The 17,464-nt window shown below is 42.6% G+C and carries 16 protein-coding genes; 5 read left to right on the top strand and 11 right to left on the bottom strand.

Translation table 11 applies throughout. The annotated features are described in order from the left end of the window. Positions 1-353 precede the first annotated feature (353 nt). From EGC80_RS22660 to metB, 11 genes are all read right to left on the bottom strand, one after another. A complete protein-coding gene (locus EGC80_RS22660; RefSeq protein WP_233768616.1) occupies positions 354-527 on the bottom strand; it encodes a hypothetical protein in 174 nt (57 codons plus the stop codon). A gap of 221 nt (positions 528-748) precedes the next feature. After that, positions 749-1,114 carry a cupin domain-containing protein gene (locus EGC80_RS07450; RefSeq protein ID WP_101033985.1) on the bottom strand — a complete coding sequence of 122 codons (366 nt, stop codon included), beginning with the start codon at positions 1,112-1,114 and terminating at the stop codon, positions 749-751. A 19-nt stretch (positions 1,115-1,133) separates the two neighbouring features. After that, the gene (locus EGC80_RS07445; RefSeq protein WP_206191828.1) at positions 1,134-1,412 is read right to left on the bottom strand and encodes a cysteine-rich CWC family protein; all 279 of its coding nucleotides are present in this window, start codon (positions 1,410-1,412) and stop codon (positions 1,134-1,136) included. A 252-nt stretch (positions 1,413-1,664) separates the two neighbouring features. After that, positions 1,665-2,783 (bottom strand): c-type cytochrome, encoded by a 1,119-nt coding sequence (locus tag EGC80_RS07440; RefSeq protein WP_124012556.1) that lies wholly within the window; start codon positions 2,781-2,783, stop codon positions 1,665-1,667. A gap of 10 nt (positions 2,784-2,793) precedes the next feature. Further along, the gene (locus EGC80_RS07435) at positions 2,794-3,381 is read right to left on the bottom strand and encodes a c-type cytochrome (protein WP_164839541.1); all 588 of its coding nucleotides are present in this window, start codon (positions 3,379-3,381) and stop codon (positions 2,794-2,796) included. 214 nt (positions 3,382-3,595) lie between these two features. After that, positions 3,596-4,480 carry a methylenetetrahydrofolate reductase gene (gene metF / locus EGC80_RS07430; RefSeq protein WP_101033982.1) on the bottom strand — a complete coding sequence of 295 codons (885 nt, stop codon included), beginning with the start codon at positions 4,478-4,480 and terminating at the stop codon, positions 3,596-3,598. Between the two features lie 485 nt (positions 4,481-4,965). After that, positions 4,966-6,285 (bottom strand): IS4 family transposase, encoded by a 1,320-nt coding sequence (locus EGC80_RS07425; RefSeq protein WP_124012472.1) that lies wholly within the window; start codon positions 6,283-6,285, stop codon positions 4,966-4,968. A 123-nt stretch (positions 6,286-6,408) separates the two neighbouring features. Further along, positions 6,409-6,894 (bottom strand): VOC family protein, encoded by a 486-nt coding sequence (locus EGC80_RS07420; protein ID WP_101033981.1) that lies wholly within the window; start codon positions 6,892-6,894, stop codon positions 6,409-6,411. A 389-nt stretch (positions 6,895-7,283) separates the two neighbouring features. Beyond that, positions 7,284-7,871, bottom strand: coding sequence for a 3'-5' exonuclease (locus EGC80_RS07415; protein ID WP_124012557.1), 588 nt, complete (start codon positions 7,869-7,871; stop codon positions 7,284-7,286). A 538-nt stretch (positions 7,872-8,409) separates the two neighbouring features. Continuing rightward, positions 8,410-10,803, bottom strand: coding sequence for a bifunctional aspartate kinase/homoserine dehydrogenase II (locus EGC80_RS07410; RefSeq protein ID WP_124012558.1), 2,394 nt, complete (start codon positions 10,801-10,803; stop codon positions 8,410-8,412). 152 nt (positions 10,804-10,955) lie between these two features. Continuing rightward, on the bottom strand, positions 10,956-12,125 hold the full coding sequence (metB, locus tag EGC80_RS07405; protein WP_124012559.1) for a cystathionine gamma-synthase: 1,170 nt from the start codon (positions 12,123-12,125) through the stop codon (positions 10,956-10,958). Between the two features lie 209 nt (positions 12,126-12,334). Between metB and metJ the strand changes: the two genes are divergently transcribed. From metJ to EGC80_RS07380, 5 genes are all read left to right on the top strand, one after another. Then, positions 12,335-12,649, top strand: a complete 315-nt coding sequence (gene metJ / locus EGC80_RS07400; protein WP_101033977.1) for a met regulon transcriptional regulator MetJ — start codon at positions 12,335-12,337, stop codon at positions 12,647-12,649. 75 nt (positions 12,650-12,724) lie between these two features. Then, on the top strand, positions 12,725-13,471 hold the full coding sequence (locus EGC80_RS07395; protein WP_124693466.1) for a sulfite exporter TauE/SafE family protein: 747 nt from the start codon (positions 12,725-12,727) through the stop codon (positions 13,469-13,471). A 317-nt stretch (positions 13,472-13,788) separates the two neighbouring features. Then, on the top strand, positions 13,789-14,118 hold the full coding sequence (locus tag EGC80_RS07390; protein ID WP_124012561.1) for a c-type cytochrome: 330 nt from the start codon (positions 13,789-13,791) through the stop codon (positions 14,116-14,118). 150 nt (positions 14,119-14,268) lie between these two features. Then, the gene (locus EGC80_RS07385) at positions 14,269-15,981 is read left to right on the top strand and encodes a DUF3373 domain-containing protein (RefSeq protein WP_124012562.1); all 1,713 of its coding nucleotides are present in this window, start codon (positions 14,269-14,271) and stop codon (positions 15,979-15,981) included. A gap of 56 nt (positions 15,982-16,037) precedes the next feature. Then, positions 16,038-17,432, top strand: a complete 1,395-nt coding sequence (locus EGC80_RS07380) for a tetrathionate reductase family octaheme c-type cytochrome (RefSeq protein ID WP_124012563.1) — start codon at positions 16,038-16,040, stop codon at positions 17,430-17,432. Positions 17,433-17,464: the final 32 nt, after the last annotated feature.

Raw genomic sequence — 17,464 nt, 5'->3', positions numbered from 1 at the left:
TCTAGAACGACGTTTAACGTATCCAGACCTTGCTTTACATCAGCACTTATCAAGGTGTCAACGTCGACAAATAAAAACATTACCTTTGTTGAATAAGCACAATGACCACTAAAACCCCAATTAACTTTTGTTTGATTAGTGTTAACGGCTTCGGTGGTCATATAAGCAGGTTTAGTCGCTTCAAAGGGTGAAAAAAACCGTCATTCAAAGTCGATACGTTTACCTTCATCTATGGCGATAATTTGTTGCTCGCCCAAACCTACATTGGGATTTTCACTTGCCTAGGCTGATACAAAAACCACTGTCGCATCCGTACCACGATAGCTTTTCACCATATCGAGATCCTTTTGCGCCTACTTGCTAACGTTATCTTGGTTTTTTAGATAGTTAACATAATCAAAAACCTCAGCAATCGGCCTATCTATGGTAAGAGTGCGGGTGACTAAATAATCTTTTTGAATAAATAGCGCGACAACAAAAGGTATCGCAATAATAGCCGCGGCGATAACGAGCGTTTTTCTCAGCATTAATATCCACTGGTGTACATAAGATATAGGTCAGTCTTTAAGGCTTCGCCAAAAACTAATAATCTCAGTATACCGACTAACAGCAGGCTAACAACAAAAATTAACACCGATTTAACAGTACTATATCATTAAACAAGCCGCTTAAGTTCCTGCAACGAGTAATACTAAAAGTGCGATTGTATTGGCTAAGAAGCGTCTTAAATGATCCGCGCCAGCCACCACTATATCCACTGATCATTTAACCCAGTAAGATCGCTTTCAACCTCGCCCGTATTGACCACACCTTGAGGTTCAATAATCATGATTTTACATTCATCATTCGCCATAGGTTTATGCTCAACACCTTTGGGAACAACCACCATCTCACCTGCCTGAAGCGTAATATCCTTGTCACGAAAAGCAATATGCAAGGTCCCCTCAATCACTATAAATACTTCGTCAGTATCAAGATGTTTATGCCAAACAAACTCACCCGCCACCTTGACTAATTTAAATTGATAATCATTCAATTGTGCAATAACACGTGGCGACCAATGTTGGCTAAACTGGTTAAACTTATCGTTGAAGTTGATGACTTTTGCTTGCATAGCGGCTTCCCCTAATGAGTTATGATTCTGGTTCTGGCGATTGCGATGGCAAGTAAGTTTCGACGGGATCGATATTGAATTGTTGCACCAGCTTAGCCATACATGACTGACAAATACATTGGTTATCCGCTAAAGTAGGCAAAGTGGATGTTGCTTTATACTGCGCAATGACAGATGGCACATGCTGCGCTTGCTTAGCACACCAACAAGCATTGATGTCTAATCCTTGCTCCATCGCACAGCCATTGGTTTGCTGGCATAATGGACAAGTCTGCGCTGTGGGTATTAGTAATGTCATCGCCCTGCCTATGATGGTGAGAATAAATGAGTAGGTAGAGTGACTATAATGACATTTAGCATCATTATGCTCAATAAGCGCTATGGGCATGACATTAGAGTAAATAAATTGAATACCTACAAAAATACCCACCAAGCGTTAACTCAATGGGCATCATTTACAGCGATTCATTGTTTGTAAATCAAAGTTTATATAAATCAAAGCTTATATAAATTAAAGCCTATATAGCTCAAAGCTTACGAACAACTAATATCAAGGTGTAAGACTCTTTTTAAGCGGAAAAACAGGATACGACTCAGTCCCCAAAACAGGCTTACCTGCAACGGATTGACCGTAAAACCCCTGATGCTTATGGTAAGTAGCTTGCGTTTTGCTCACATCGCCGTCAAAACGAGGATCTTGTGGCCGATCAAACGAATTAACATAGGCGGCTACATCCCAAGCTTGCTGAACAGTGAGTTGCACACTTTTACCCAAAGGCATATTTTCATAAATAAAATCAGCAGCGGTATTGACCCTATGCATGCCGGCCCCCCAATTAAAACTTTGAGGGCCCCATAATGGTGGTAATGCTGCAACACCTGCAATTATTTGTCCTTGGCCATCGCCACCATGACATGCTTGGCAATGTGCTTGATATACTGCCACGCCGCGTTCTGGAGAATAAGCTAATTCTGGTTGAGGTGCTTTAGGAAAACCACGCCCAGGTAGCTGGCTTAACGCTGTGATATCTAGATGTTTAGTGATGGAGGCTGGCATAGGAAAATCATCCCGCTTAGCGCCTTTAACCAGCTCAGCATCAGACAATTCAGGCACAGGGCCACTGAGGTTATATTGTTGCATTAATCCACTCATACCGAGCCAGTACGAATAAGCAGATATTGCCACTAATTCGGGCGAACCAGATGCTGGCGCTTTACCATTCATCGAGTAAGTAAAACAGCCTTGAATACGTTCTTGAAAACTGTTTACCTTATCATTTTTCTTACGATAAGCAGGATACGCAAAATAGGCCGCCCATAATGGCGATGAATTAGCTTGTTGCCCTGCATTCATATGACAATTAACACAATTAAGTTGATTGCCAACGTACTTATCGCGCAGTTGCTGAGTATTAACAAACAATTGGTAACCCAGTCGAACTTTGTCACCAAAATCACCTGCAGGAATATCAGTTAATGGCGCAGGTTGTAGATAGATATCAGCCGATTTTTTGTCTACCGATGGCAAGGCAGTTTGACGATCGGGCAATGTGGTTGTGGCCTCAGTAGCTTTTACTGTCAGCTTGGGCGCAGGATCGGTAGACAGCTCATTGGCCTGTAAAGGCACACTAAACAGGACACCAACGGTCATTAGCAATAATAATTTCATAGCCATGTCCTTATTTTAAATTGGCAAAATATTGAGATAAACCATCAATTTCGGCTGCGGTTAATTTCAAGGCAATATTGCCCATCATATTGTCTACATCGCCACTGCGAGTGCCATCTTGCCAGGCTAATAGCTGGGTTTTAAGGTAACTGGCTTGCTGACCGGCTAAGCGAGGGAATTGCCCGCCACCCACTCCCGATGGACCATGACAACTGGTACAAGCCGGAATAGTCCGCGACCAATCACCTTGAAAGGCTATTGCTTCAAAAGGATCGCTAATGGCCACCTTATCACCACGAAATTGCAGCTGGATCTCATCCACTGGCTGGTGACTAAAATAATCTGCTACCACGGCGATATTGTCGCCCTGCACCGTCGCAGCCATGGCTAACATGATCGGATTTTGACGTTTATTTGCGTGGAATAACTTCAGTTGATTGCTAATATATTCAGCCGACAACCCCGCTAAACGAGGGCCGATAATATCGATGCCTTGACCTTGAGCGCCATGGCAGGATGCACACAACTGCGCGACTGCCGGAATAGCTTGTTGTGGGGAAGATGTTTCTGCGGCTTGAGCTTGCATAACATTAACCATCGTTATGCCAGCCAACACACTGAGCACGTAAAAGGATGTTTTCATCATCACACCTCTTTAGTCATTAATTATTGTCATACCACCATAGGCCAAAAAAATTGAAAAAAGAATACGGCAAACGTCTAATATTTAAACAAAAAACCGTTAATATTAAACAAAAAACCCGCTAATGAGACCATTAACGGGGGGTAATTTGAGTAAACGCTACACTCTGTTACTTCGGACGCACACCCAAGGTATGGCAAATAGCATAAGTTAACTCAGCGCGGTTTAGGGTGTAAAAATGAAAATCTTTAACCCCTTCACGAGACAACACTTTCACCATATCAATCGCAACATTAGCCCCGACAAGCTGACGCGTTGCAGCATCGTCATCGAGGCCTTCAAACTGGCGGTGTAACCAATGCGGAATGGCCACGTTAGTCATATCAGCAAAACGCTTGGTCTGCTTAAAGTTAGTCACAGGTAATATCCCCGGGATAATCTCCACATCAATGCCAGCCGTGACGCAGCGATCGCGAAAACGCAAATAAGATTCAACATCGAAGAAAAACTGGGTAATCGCACGGTTGGCGCCAGCATCAATTTTCTTTTTTAAGTGGATTAAATCAGCTTGAGCATTACGCGCATCGGGATGCACTTCTGGATAAGCAGCAACCGAAATATCAAAGTCTGCAACAGAGCGTAATAAGCGCACTAAATCATTAGCAAAACGCGTTGGTTTTGGACTGCCATCAGGTAAGTCCCCCCGCAAGGCAACAATATCTTTAATGCCAGATTTCCAATAATGTTTCGCCAATTCAACTAACTCTTCATCACTGGCATCAACCAAAGTTAAATGCGGCGCGGCAACTAAGTTGGTTTCTTTCTGGATACGCTCAATCACGCTATGAGTTCGGTCGCGGACGCCTGAATTGGCACCATAAGTTACTGACACAAATTTAGGGTTTAACGGTTCTAAGCGACGAATAGAGTTCCACAAGATCTCTTCCATCGCTGGCGTTGAAGGCGGAAAAAACTCAAAAGACACATTAATATCATTTAGCTCAGACAAGCTCTGGTTTAACGATTGGGCATGTTGTGCATGATGAAAAGCCATAATGTGTTCCTTCAACTTCTGTAAAACTTCGGAGTCTATACCAATCAGCAAACTTACATTATTTAGCCGTTTGGACGTCTGTATGTCCATATACTAGTTTAACTGTATTCTAAGTCAAGCTAAAAAACCATCAATGCGGTCAATTTAAGTCTACGCCTAAATTGCAGGCAATACAGATAGCGCTAACTAAGTGGGTTACGCAGACATCGGTGTGTGTCGGCAAGTCTTTATGACACCATGAAGAACTACCATGGGACTAATACCATGGGACTAATACTAAGGGACTAATACTAAGGGGCTAACATCAAGGAAGTTTCGTATGCGATTGATGAGAAGCTAAGCATTACCTTGATCAAGCTTTACCACTTGTTTGATGGGTTAACATGAACTGAGTTTGTAAGTTGACAATGAACCAACGCAGCCGAGAAAATTTATCGTCAGGCATAAAAAAGCCACCCTTTAGGTTAATGCTATTCGGATAAGCACTATTGTTTATATCTAAGTGGATAGCGACTGGGTATGTAGAGCACTGAGCGTGGATACGTTCGGTGCTTTCTTTTATCTGGCAGGATAAAGTGTTTTATATCGGCTCGCATTTGCTTCAGTTTCGCTGGCAGCTTTCCATCTGGTGATAAAGCAAGCCACCTTAATTGTGTATCTATCAAGCTTATTGCAGCGGTAAAACTGATACGGGTTGGCGCGACCTTAGCTTCCTTTGCTATCGCTGTCATTTCTAAACGAACCAGATTATAAGCGATAAGCACTCCCCACAATTCTTGCTTAACACCTTCAACAAATTTGCTCCGTAACGTCACCTTGCTTTGCAGCTGGGTTTGCTTAAGTTCGCCATATCCTTCTTCTATTTCCCAGCGTTGCCAGTAGATATTTAGCAGCTTGTCCAGCGGATACTGAACAGGGTCAATCAATGAGGTGACAAATCCTTTTATTTCACCTTTTGGCTCTTGATAAGCGATAAAACGGGCGCGCCATGTTTCAGGGAGCTCCGGATTTTTCTTTCTCGCCTGTGGGGAGACGGGCATATCAATGAGCAAGTCATTATTCGCAAACTCTTCGACTACCTCGTAGCGCATCTTTGACTTTACGGGTGTCAGCCAATGTCGCTGTACTCCAGAGCTTTGCCAGTTTACTAATAAGTCAGCAGAGAAATAACAACGGTCAAATAGGGTTAAGGAATTATCAGGGGTATCTTGAACTAAACGCTGTGCGAGCGTGACCTCTCCTACGTGGCAGCCATCAAAGGCAGCACCTAATACCATTCTGGTTTCAGTCGATATAAGGCTGACTAATCGAAGTTGAGGATAGGGTTTGTGTGTGTTTGAAATAAAACCAAACTCATTGGCATTTTCTTCAGAATCTTGGCAACGAAACACGGTTCCATCAACGGCAAGGGTGGTAAGCCCTAGCGCGTTATTCTCCCCCAACGCTTGCTCAAGCCAGGCTGAGACAGTGGATTTAAATAAGTACGACATAGGCGCTTCACCTAAGCGTCGTCGGCAATCCGTCAATACACTCGGCGCTACGCGAGACCAAGTTGAGTCTCCAGATTGAAGTGCAATATCCATCGAGCTACAGACTTCTTTGATGGACTGGTTACGAATTAACCCCATCCAGAGTACTAGCCAGACTGCCTGCTGGGCAGGCAGACGGCGATTACGGATACTCGCCTTGTTAGCTGAAAGGAGTGATTGTTCGATCCAATCTGAATCAATCGCCTCCATTACAGAACCGTAAGACCCGCTTTCTTCAACAGACTCATGAACTAACTCAAGCTCTTGCACAAACATAAAAAATCCCCACCAGAATACTGGTAGGGATTATCTTTCATCTGCAGGATCGGTCAAGTGCTCTTAAACGATCGGCATTGACCCTTTAGGTAGCTTTTAAGCAGTGCGGATAACCTTAAGAAATTACTCGTAATCAGTGGAGTAAGTTTCTTCATAGGTGTGCGAGTAAAGTTCAAACAAGTTGCCAAACGGGTCTTCTAAGTACACCATTTGGGTTAGATTGTTGTCGTCTTCTGGGTGGTAGCGCGTGATATCCATACGTGCTTTACCGCCATATTGCACAGTACGTGCAATTGCACCTTCAAAGTCATCTGTTTGCAAACAAAAGTGGAAGATACCAATACGGGTGAAATCAACTTCATGACGTTCTTGACGATCTTTCATTTCAAACATCTCAACACCAATACCGTCAGTCGTGACTAAGTGTGCAATGTTAAAGCCTTTAAAGCCTTCACCAAAAACGGCCACACACATTCTGCCAATCGCAGTTTCACGTTCTTCTTGAACCTTAGTGTTACCCATTACCACTTTTAGACCCAGCGCTTTAGTGTAAAACTCAACCGCTTTATCCATGTCGCCAACCATCAAACCTACGTGATTCATTTTCATAACTTACTCCTAAAAAACTATTTATTAATTCGTCATTTGTTTCGATGGAGTAATCTTACGGCGAACGAGGCATAAATAAAAATTATCAAATATTATTAAATTAATAATTTTAACTTATGATTTTAATTTATGATTTTTTGGTTAGTTGAAAAAATAGAAGTTAATCAAGCAATGGCTCAGCCTGAGACAATTAGACAAGTCCAGCACAGCAATAAAGCTTGAGATCAATCAGGTAGAAATGCAGTAACGGGTTTTATAAATGGCTGGTAAGTGCAGAGGCAGTGCAGGGAGTTTGATGAACCTAACTAATTGTCAGCAGGCATATTTACTTGGTCAAATAAGCTAATGTTGTCTCTTGATTGGTGAGAGGCTCATATGCTTTAGGGAGATTAATGGCTCTGTCTTTCTATTTCTAGTTCTATTAATAGTGCTGTATGTGCATCATTTGCTGCGTATCTTTTCTGATGATCGTGTAGAGGAAATATTGACCAATTTGATTGTTGTGCACTCTTCGATAGCCGTTGATTAAAAAACATTGCAACTGCAACTCTAGCGCCAACGCGTTGTTTCACATGCGCAAAACGCATCACTTTTGAAGATAGTTCTTCTGTATTTACTAATTTAATTCCAAATTTTCTAAAAAGAATTTTTTTATCTTCTTTCAATCCAAAACCTACCTTCCTTATTGTTGGATCAGATAATATTTCTGAGATTGCAGTAAAATTTTCATAAAATTTTGTAGGAAATAAGAATACTTTAGATTTTGTGGCTAGCTGAATTAGATGAGGTCCATCACTTACCTCACCTTTTATAAAACAAGGTTTGCTCTCTGTATCAAACCCTAAACAAGAGTGTGATCTCAACTCCGCTATTGCACTTATCGAGTCTGCTTTGTTTGTGACAACGATTATATTCTCTAGACTAATACCTTCATAAATGGGTAAATCTCGAATTTTCTCCTTTGTTGGCCTTTCCATTGAGTATCCTTCTTTTCCACAGAGTCAGTATTCATCCATTGCGCTGTTTGCAAGGCATAAATCGCTTCTTGGATTTGCCCGATGCCACATCCAAATGATTAGGTAACGCTTTACTTAACCTAAGATGCTATAGGAATTCACTTTTTTAAGGTAGTTATTTTTTTGTACAATATTTATGCTAATTGCTTGTTATGATTAGAGCTTTTAAGGCTGGTTTTGAGGTGTTTTATCTAAAGGTTGCAGGACTCAATAACATTGAGGCCGTTGAAGACTCTTTATAAAGGAATGCGTGAGCCTGACAGGCCTTTCTCGCACATCTGACCTATATGGATATTGGAAATGTCATTATGATGTCGGGAACATCATTGACCATGTGCTTCAAGGCATTCAGGCATTTTGCCTATCAGAAGCGTTAGCATTTTCACTCTTTGTAATAAGATAGGGCGAAGGGCCACGACGTTAGTGGCCGCAGGCCATCAAAGCTAAATCATAAAGAATGACAAAAAAAGACCATTAACAATGGTCTTCCTCAACAAACCTACTCTTGCAAAAGGTCTTTGCAAATATGCACCAAATCCGACTGTACCGCCGCTGCAGTCACCTCACGCCCAGCCCCTGGACCGCGGATAATCAAAGGGTTACCTTGATAAAATGCACTGCGAATAACAAACACATTATCACCTGGGGTTAAGTTAGCGTAAGGATGATTGCTATCAACCCATTGTAAGCCTACTTCCGCTTGTAGTTTGCCTTCGACCTTATCCAGTGAAGCCACATAACGCAGTACCTTGTTTTGCTCGGCAGCGGCTACATATTGTTGCAATAAATCATCATCTAACTCGCTGATACGATCCAAAAAATCCTCAAGTGACAACTCAGCTAATGCTTTAGGCACCAAAGAACTAAGGCTAATGTAGTCTAACTCTACCGCCAAGCCTATTTCTCGGGCCAAAATAAGCAGTTTCCGTTGCATGTCACGGCCCGATAAGTCATCACGGGGATCCGGCTCGGTAATCCCTAAACTGCGAGCTTGAAGCACTAATTCAGAAAAGGGTTTAGTGCCATCATAATTTTCAAACAACCAACACAAGGTGCCAGAAAAGATACCACCAACGGCCTCAACAGTGTCGCCACTATTGCGTAAGTCATTTAACGCATGCTGAATAGGTAAACCTGCACCACAACTGGCGTTATAACGCCAAAATAATCGACGATTACTTAATTGCTGCTTTAATTCACGATAAAATGGCAATGGCCCAGAACCGGCTAATTTATTGGCACTCACCACATGGATACCATGGGCAAACAGCTGTGGATATTGTAAGGTTAAGGCGGCACTAGCACTGATATCTAATGCAACAATTTCATCGCATGATAATAGTGCTAACTGCTCAAACAGTTTGTCATAATCCCATTCAATGCCTTGCTGTTGATAATCGAGTTGCCACCGTTCAAGGTTAATACCGTCATTGGAGATTAACGCTTTTTTCGAGCCCACTAGACCCACTAACTCAACAGAGGCTTCAAGTTCACTATTTAATGTTGGGCTAGCCCGTTTAAATAAATCAATCCACGCCTCACCGATATTACCCACCCCAAGCAATAACACCCCAATGCGCATTCTTGGACCGGCACAACGGCGATGTATTTTCTGGGTTAATAAACTCACTTGAGCTTGCGGCACTAAGGTCACTAAACTTAACGCATCTTGATAAATAGGTTTCGCATCACGACTCAGTAGTCGGGCAAAACTGCGTCTAAAGTGGTGAGCATCAGCACTGACTAACGCCACTAGGCCTAAATCAGTTTGGGTACTCAATTCTTCAATCGCAAATTCACTGCGGTACCGAGTAAGCAAAGATTGCACTTGTTTCTGGCTTTCAAGAGTAAGGGCGAGTTCAAACTTATGCTGTGCCAACGACCAATAAGCTAACGGCGTGATGCCTGCTTTATCTAAAATCGTCAGTAATGGCTCAATATCTGAGTTCATTTTAAAACTAAACAACAGCACTTCATTTAAATTGGTGATTACCGGTGCGCTCGCTGATGAACTCAGTGGCGCAATTAAGGTAAAATCTGTGTGTGAGGCATAACTAGAGCGTACAGCTAAACTCACTGCCGTATTAAACAATGGCTGTAAGGTACGAGAATGCAATACTGGCGAACCTAATCGCGCTAAGCGATCCGCTTCCGCTAATGACATACTCTTTAGTAATTTTGCGTCATTAATTTTGTTCGGGTCAGCATTAAATACCCCTTCAACATCAGTCCAAATTGTCACTCTTTCTATGTCGGCTAAACTGGCAATCAAGGTCGCACTAAAGTCTGAACCATTACGGCCTAATAATAAGGTATCACCCTGACGATTAGCACATATAAAACCGGTAATAACTAAACGTTGTTGTGGATGCTGCGCCAATAAGGCTTGAACTTTCTGACGCGACTGCGGCACTAAAATATTAGGTACAGCCCCTTCCTCAGCGACAAGAATAGAGCAAGCATCAACATGATTGGCTGCCACCCCCATTTCTCGTAACAAAGCCGCCATCAGGCGCGCGGACCAACGTTCACCAAAACTCACCACTTGATTAAATTGGTAATCATTGCGTTGCTCTAAGGATAACAGACTGACTAACTGAGATTGGTCAGAAGACAAACGTTCGCGCAAGTCTCGCGCTTGTTCATTGGATAATAATTGTTCAATTAACGTTTGTTGATAGCTAATCAGAATTTGTAGTTGCTCTTGCCACAATTGACTACTGTCACGCAGGCTGAGTAATTTGTATAAAAAGTTAGTCGTTTTTCCGGCGGCGGATACCACCACTAAATCATCACTTTGACCATGTGTAAGAAGAATATGTGCAACACGGCGATAGCAATCTGCATCCGCTAAACTTGAACCACCAAACTTGTGTAAATGACTTCGCGCCATTACTGACTCCTTAAACAACTACGACTTGTGTTGCGACTGCTAGACTTCTATTTTGAAATGAATAGTGTTGCAAGTGCATATTTTTACTATTTTACTTAATTTGGGCAAAACCACAGCTAACTTAAACTCGAATTAAGCTAATTTAAGCCAAATTAAGCTGATTTAATCGCGTTAACAGCAGCTAAGCCAGCTTTAATGTCGGCCACAAGGTCCTCAGCATCTTCAATGCCAACCGATAATCTCAATAAAGTCTCTTTAATACCAGCCTCTTTCCTTGCTTGTGGGTCCATAGCTCTGTGGGTCATCGTGGCCGGAACAGCGACTAAGCTTTCCACTCCGCCTAAACTTTCCGCAATACTAAACAGGGATAATGCCTGTAAAAATGCCTCCACTTCAGCTTCACCACCGAACAACTCAAAGCTTAACATCGCGCCAAAGCCTTGTTGTTGTTTTGCCGCAATGTCGTGACCAGGATGGTCTTTTAATCCCGGATAATACACCTTGGACACCACAGCACTGGCACTCAATAACGCAACAATTTTTTGCGCATTACGCTGATGCTCACGAATTCGCACCGCTAAAGTGCGCAAGCCACGCAAGGTTAAGTAACTGTCAAAAGCAGATCCCGTTAACCCTAACGTATTTGACCACCAATGCAATAATTCACCCACTTCAGCATCTTTAGCCACCACAGCGCCACCCACCACATCACTGTGACCATTAATGTATTTAGTGGTTGAGTGAATAACGATGTCAGCACCCAATAACAAGGGTTGTTGTAATATTGGCGATAAAAAGGTGTTATCTACCGCCACTAACGCACCGACGTCATGGCAGGCTCGGCTAATAGCACTAATATCGACCACCCGCAGCAGTGGATTCGATGGCGTTTCTAACCAGACCATTTTCGGTTTTTGGGCAATGGCTTGGTTCAATGCTTGTGCATCAGTTTGATCAACAACCAACAACTTAAATTGACCTTTTTTAGCCAAATGCGTAAATAGGCGATAACTACCACCATAACAATCATGCGGCACCACTAATAAATCATCTGGACCAAGTAAGCTAGTCACTAAGGTAATGGCGGCCATGCCAGTACAGGTCACTACACCTGTAGCGCCTTGCTCAAGTTTGGCCAGCGCTTCACCTAAAATACAGCGGGTCGGATTACCCGATCGGCTGTAATCAAACTCGCGCGGATTGTTGTGACCATCGAAGGAATAATTGGTTGATAAATAAATTGGGGGCACTATGGCGCCATGCTGTGTGTCTGTTTCAATACCCTGGCGAACGGCCAATGTGGCGCTTTGATGCTTAGTCATAATTGACTCCTAAAAATGTCACAAACACACAAAGAGATGTCTAGACGTCTAAATCTACCGAAGAGATCTTCATCCGTCAACAAAAATAGACGCTTAGACGTCTAAACATCAAGAAATCTATTTGCATCGAGATTAAATATTCGCAATAATTTGACTAGAGAGTGTAACGGTTTAAAATCTGCACCGTATTTATCGTTAAGGGTAAGTTAATGACTGAATGGAATGGCGAATATATCAGCCCATATGCCGAACACGGCAAAAAAAGTGAACAAGTAAAAAAGATAACAGTTTCTATACCTCTAAAAGTACTAAAAATACTGACAGATGAGCGTACCAGACGCCAGATAAACAATCTGCGTCATGCAACCAACAGTGAACTGCTGTGCGAAGCATTTTTGCATGCGTACACAGGTCAACCTTTGCCTTATGATATTGATTTATCAAAAGATCAACCTGACAGCATTCCAAGTGAAGCGAAAAAATTAATGGATGATATGGGGATCGAGTGGGAAGAGCTCGAATAATTCACTGGTTAGTGATTACCTCACAAACTGTTAAACTGCCCTTTTAAGAAGCAGTGATGTTGTTAACGAGAATTTATGATGCCATTTATCGATCCAACAACCTTGATACTGGCATCAGTTATCGTGTTTTTTGGCGCACTAACCCAAAGCTTAATTGGTTTTGGGTTAGCCGTTGTTGCCAGCCCGCTGCTGTACATTGTTAATCCTCAATTAGTCCCAGTGCCCATTATTGCCATGGGTTTTGCTATCTCTGCCATGACACTTTTTCGAGAGCGCGGACACTTACAGTTTAATGGTCTGCAATATGCGCTATTAGGCCGTATTCCTGGGGGATTCTTAGGTGCTGGATTATTATTGTTTGCGCCCCAACCCATATTAGGCTTAATTATTGCGGCTATTGTGTTTATTGCCGTGATCCTGAGTACCTATCGCGTTACCGCACCAATAAATCGCAGCAGTTTATTTATCGCCGGGGTATTTTCGGGCATATTTGCTAATATCGCTGCCATTGGAGGTCCACCAATGGCTATATTGCTTGCAGACAAAGATGCCAGTCAATTTCGAGCCGCATTATCAGCCTTCTTTGTCTTTAGCTCATTAATTGCGCTAGCTATTCTAGCTGTTGTTGGCTTAGTTGAGCTCAAGCACTTATGGTTATCACTGTTGTTATTGCCTTCAGTGATTGCGGGCTACCTTGTCGCTGGCCGATTAATTGGCCGCATCGATAAAGAAAAAACCCGTATGGCGACATTAATATTATGTAGCATTAGCGCAACAATATTGGTCATCATGTCGGTCAACACATTAATCTCTGCTAATTAATCTCTGCCTATTAACAGCCCCTTTTTTTTATCGCATACGATTCAGACATAAACAACAACACATTCTTATATGTGGCCGAACATCTATCACTACCTAGTACCATGTTACCTAACAAAATTTTATCCTCTGCACAATAGATCTGCATCACAGTTGTTCATTAGATTTCTTTCAATTAACTTTTTTTCAATTAGATTTTTCTCATGAATATGATCTACTTCAAATTAACAATACCTATTTTTAGGTAACATTCTTTACAGCAAAGAAATGATCACATGTTGCTAATGCTTCAACCATAAAAAAGCTCTATAGAGGATAAAATGATGAACACATACGTTAAAGTTGGTATCGCAATCGCCATTGCATTATCACTCGGTAGCCAAGTAATGGCAGCCGATGGTGGTAACCCTAAAAAAGGCAAACACCTGTACAAAAAAGAATGTAAAGCGTGCCACAGTGTCAATAGTGAAGGCGTAGAACTCACTCCAATGACAAAAACCATGAGCCAGTGGGATCGATTTTTTACCCGTGATATGCACAAAGCTAAACCCGCCATTTTTGAAGCCTTATCAGAAAAAGACCTGAAAGACATTCAACAGTTTTTGTATGATCACGCAGCTGATTCAGACCAACCAGCAACCTGCGGTTAAATCATCAATGCTGAGCACCTTTTCGTCCTAAGCGAAAATATCAGCCAATAAACAAACCGAAAAAAATAGTGGGGCTTAGCCTCAGGGAAACTTACACCAAAAAATTGCCAAATTGAACTGACCATTTGGCAATTAACGGGGAGAAATACCATGAGAACTCTCATCTCAATATTAGTTGCCAACGCTCTTTTTATGAGTAGTGCAAGTCTAGCGGCAGACACTGATTCACAAAAAATTGCCGACCTGAAACAACAGCTTGCTAGCGTTACCGATGATCTTGACTACTTAAGCTCGCGGGTTGACAAAACCGAGCGTCATACTGCCTTAGATAGAGTCGCAATCACAGGTGATTTTAGAACCAAAGCACATTCATTACATTATCAAAATGTCACTTGGAACCCAGCCATGAATGTCAATTTTTCTGACTTTGGCGCTAAAGCCATGTCAGGAGTATTTGGCGATCCTAATAGTGCCACTTCACCATTAGGCCAAATGATGATGGCTAACCCTGATTTAGCCAGCGCGTTTCAAAGCGGTGCGCTAAATGGCGTTATGCCAATGCTGTTAGGTCAAAAAACTCAACAAGATATTGATAACGATATATTTTATACCACGCGGTTGCGCCTAAACATTAATGCCAAAGTATGGGATAACGTCAGCTTTGCCGGACGCTTGACCATGTTTAAGAGCTGGGGAGACTCTAGCGGGGTTAAAGTGTTTGACTCGTGGAACTCATTCACCATGGACGGCACCAGTAGCGGCAGCACCAGTGGTGATGAATTAAAAGTAGAACGCGCCTATTTTAACTGGAAAGACATTAACGGTAGCGGCACGTACCTTTCTATCGGACGTCGCCCCTCAACGTACGGCCCACCAAGTCATTATCGTGAAAATGAACTCAGAGGCGGCACGCCATCAGGTCACTTAGTCAATTTCAACTTCGATGGCCTAACCTTAGGTTACAATCTGGGTGATATCACCGGCATTGAAGGCCAAACCGTGCGTTTTTGCTATGGTCAAGGCTTTGAGTCGCAATACGGCAATGGCGAATTGTTTGGTGACATCATCACCAAAGACACTCACCTCGGTGGTTTTAATATCGACGTTATCAACGACGGTAACCACTTCTTGCAGTTCACTTTATTCGGCGCTAAAGATGTCAATGATGGCTTCACAGGCACCATGGCATTCCCAACTCAACTCGCGGGTATCTTTGCCCCAACCATGTATCAAGACATGCAAAAGTTTGACAACTTTAACTTCGTCACCCGAGTACAGCCTAGTGGTGTAATTGGAGATATATATTTAGGTGGATTAGGTTATGCCTATGAATCCGATGACGACATGAAAGTGTTTGCTTCACTCGGTTGGACTCGTGCAGAACCTAACGGTAATGCAGGTTTGTTCGGTGGCATGTTAAGCGATGCAGTATTTGAAGCAGAACTTAACAGCACGGGTACAGAAATTATTATGGTACCAAAAGAAACGGTTGATAGTGACACCAAAGATGGCTATGGCATTTATGTGGGTATGCAAATACCTGCACCATACGGTAAATTCGGCTTGGAGTATAACTACGGTTCTAAATACTGGAGTCCCTTCACCCAAGCTCAAGATGACCCTATTGGCAGTAAGTTAGCCACCCGTGGTCATGTTGCCGAAGCCTATTATATCTTTGATATTAATCCAAAAATGTTTATCAAGTTAGCCGGTTTGTATTACGACTATGAATATACCGGAAGTGGCTCACCAGTAGGTTCACCTCTGAAAGTTGACGATGTGATTGCCGGTAACGCTTACTCCATGCTGCCAGTGGTCGACACCGCCTATGACGTTAATGCTTCACTAACGATTAACTTCTAACTTAAATCTCTAACTTGGCCCCCCTGAGCACAAGCTCAGGGGTAAGGATAAACATCATGAAACTATTATCAGCACTGGCTGTATTACTGTTATTAAGCAGTAGCGCGCAGGCTGCATTTGACCATAAAGAGGCGCTGAAAGGGCCTTTTGCCAATGGCCCTGAAGTGACGACACAATGCTTAACATGCCATAAAGAACATGCTGAAGAGTTTATGAAGTCTTCACATTGGACTTGGGAATTGGAACAAGAATTACCTGGTCGCACCGTTAAGAGAGGAAAGAAAAACAGCATCAACAATTTTTGTGTGTCGATAGCGGGTAATGAACCGCGCTGCACCAGTTGTCATGCGGGTTATGGTTGGAAAGATTCTACATTCGACTTTAAAGACATGAGCAAAGTGGACTGCTTAGTCTGTCACGACACGACTGGTACTTACATAAAAGACCCTGTTGGTGCCGGCGAGGCCTTAGCAAGAGTCAATTTAGCCCGCGTAGCACAAAATGTGGGTGCACCAGTGCGCGATAATTGCGGCAGTTGCCACTTTTACGGCGGCGGCGGTGATGGTGTTAAACATGGCGATTTAGACTCCTCCATGTCTTACCCAGACAAAGCCACCGATGTGCACATGGACACCGATGGTAACGATTTCCAATGCCAAACTTGTCATGTCACCGAAAATCATCAAATTACCGGTAATGCGATGGGAGTATCGCCAGGTGGTGAAAATCATATTGGTTGTGAAAACTGCCATGATGCAGCTCCACATCAAAATAAAAGACTGAACACTCATACAGCAGCCGTGGCGTGTCAGACATGTCATATTCCATCATTTGCTAAAAATCTAACCACCAAAATGCGTTGGGATTGGTCAACCGCAGGTCAAGATATTCCTGTAACGACAGATCAATACGGCAAGCACACCTATATGAAAAAGAAAGGTAGCTTTATTTGGCAAAAAGACGTGAAACCACAATATGCTTGGTTTAATGGCTACGCCGATGCTTACATGCCTGGCGACAAAATGGACCCAGCTAAAGTGCTTAAATTAGCTTATCCATTAGGTGATATTAACGATCCTAAAGCCAAAATCTACCCATTTAAAGTGCATACAGGCAAACAAATTTATGACACTGAACTCAACATCTTACTGACGCCTAAAATTTACGGTGAAGGTGGCTACTGGAGTGAATTTGATTGGGACTTAGCCGCAAAACTGGGAATGGAAGCTAACCCAACCATGATAGAGAAAGGACTCAAGTACAGTGGTAATCATGGTTTTGTTGAAACCGTAATGTGGTGGCGTGTCAACCACATGGTGTCACCAAAAGACAAGGCATTACAATGTAATGACTGTCATAACAAAGGCGAGCGTTTAGACTGGAAAGCCCTTGGTTATGATGGCGACCCAATGAAAAACCGCAAAGGTATTAAACACACTAAAGCAGACTAGAACAGACTAGAAATGCGATAAGCTGAAACAAA

This window comes from Shewanella psychromarinicola, assembly GCF_003855155.1.
Lineage (GTDB): Bacteria > Pseudomonadota > Gammaproteobacteria > Enterobacterales > Shewanellaceae > Shewanella > Shewanella psychromarinicola.
Note: the sequence above shows the minus strand (reverse complement) of the source record. Positions and strands in the feature narration are given on the sequence as shown.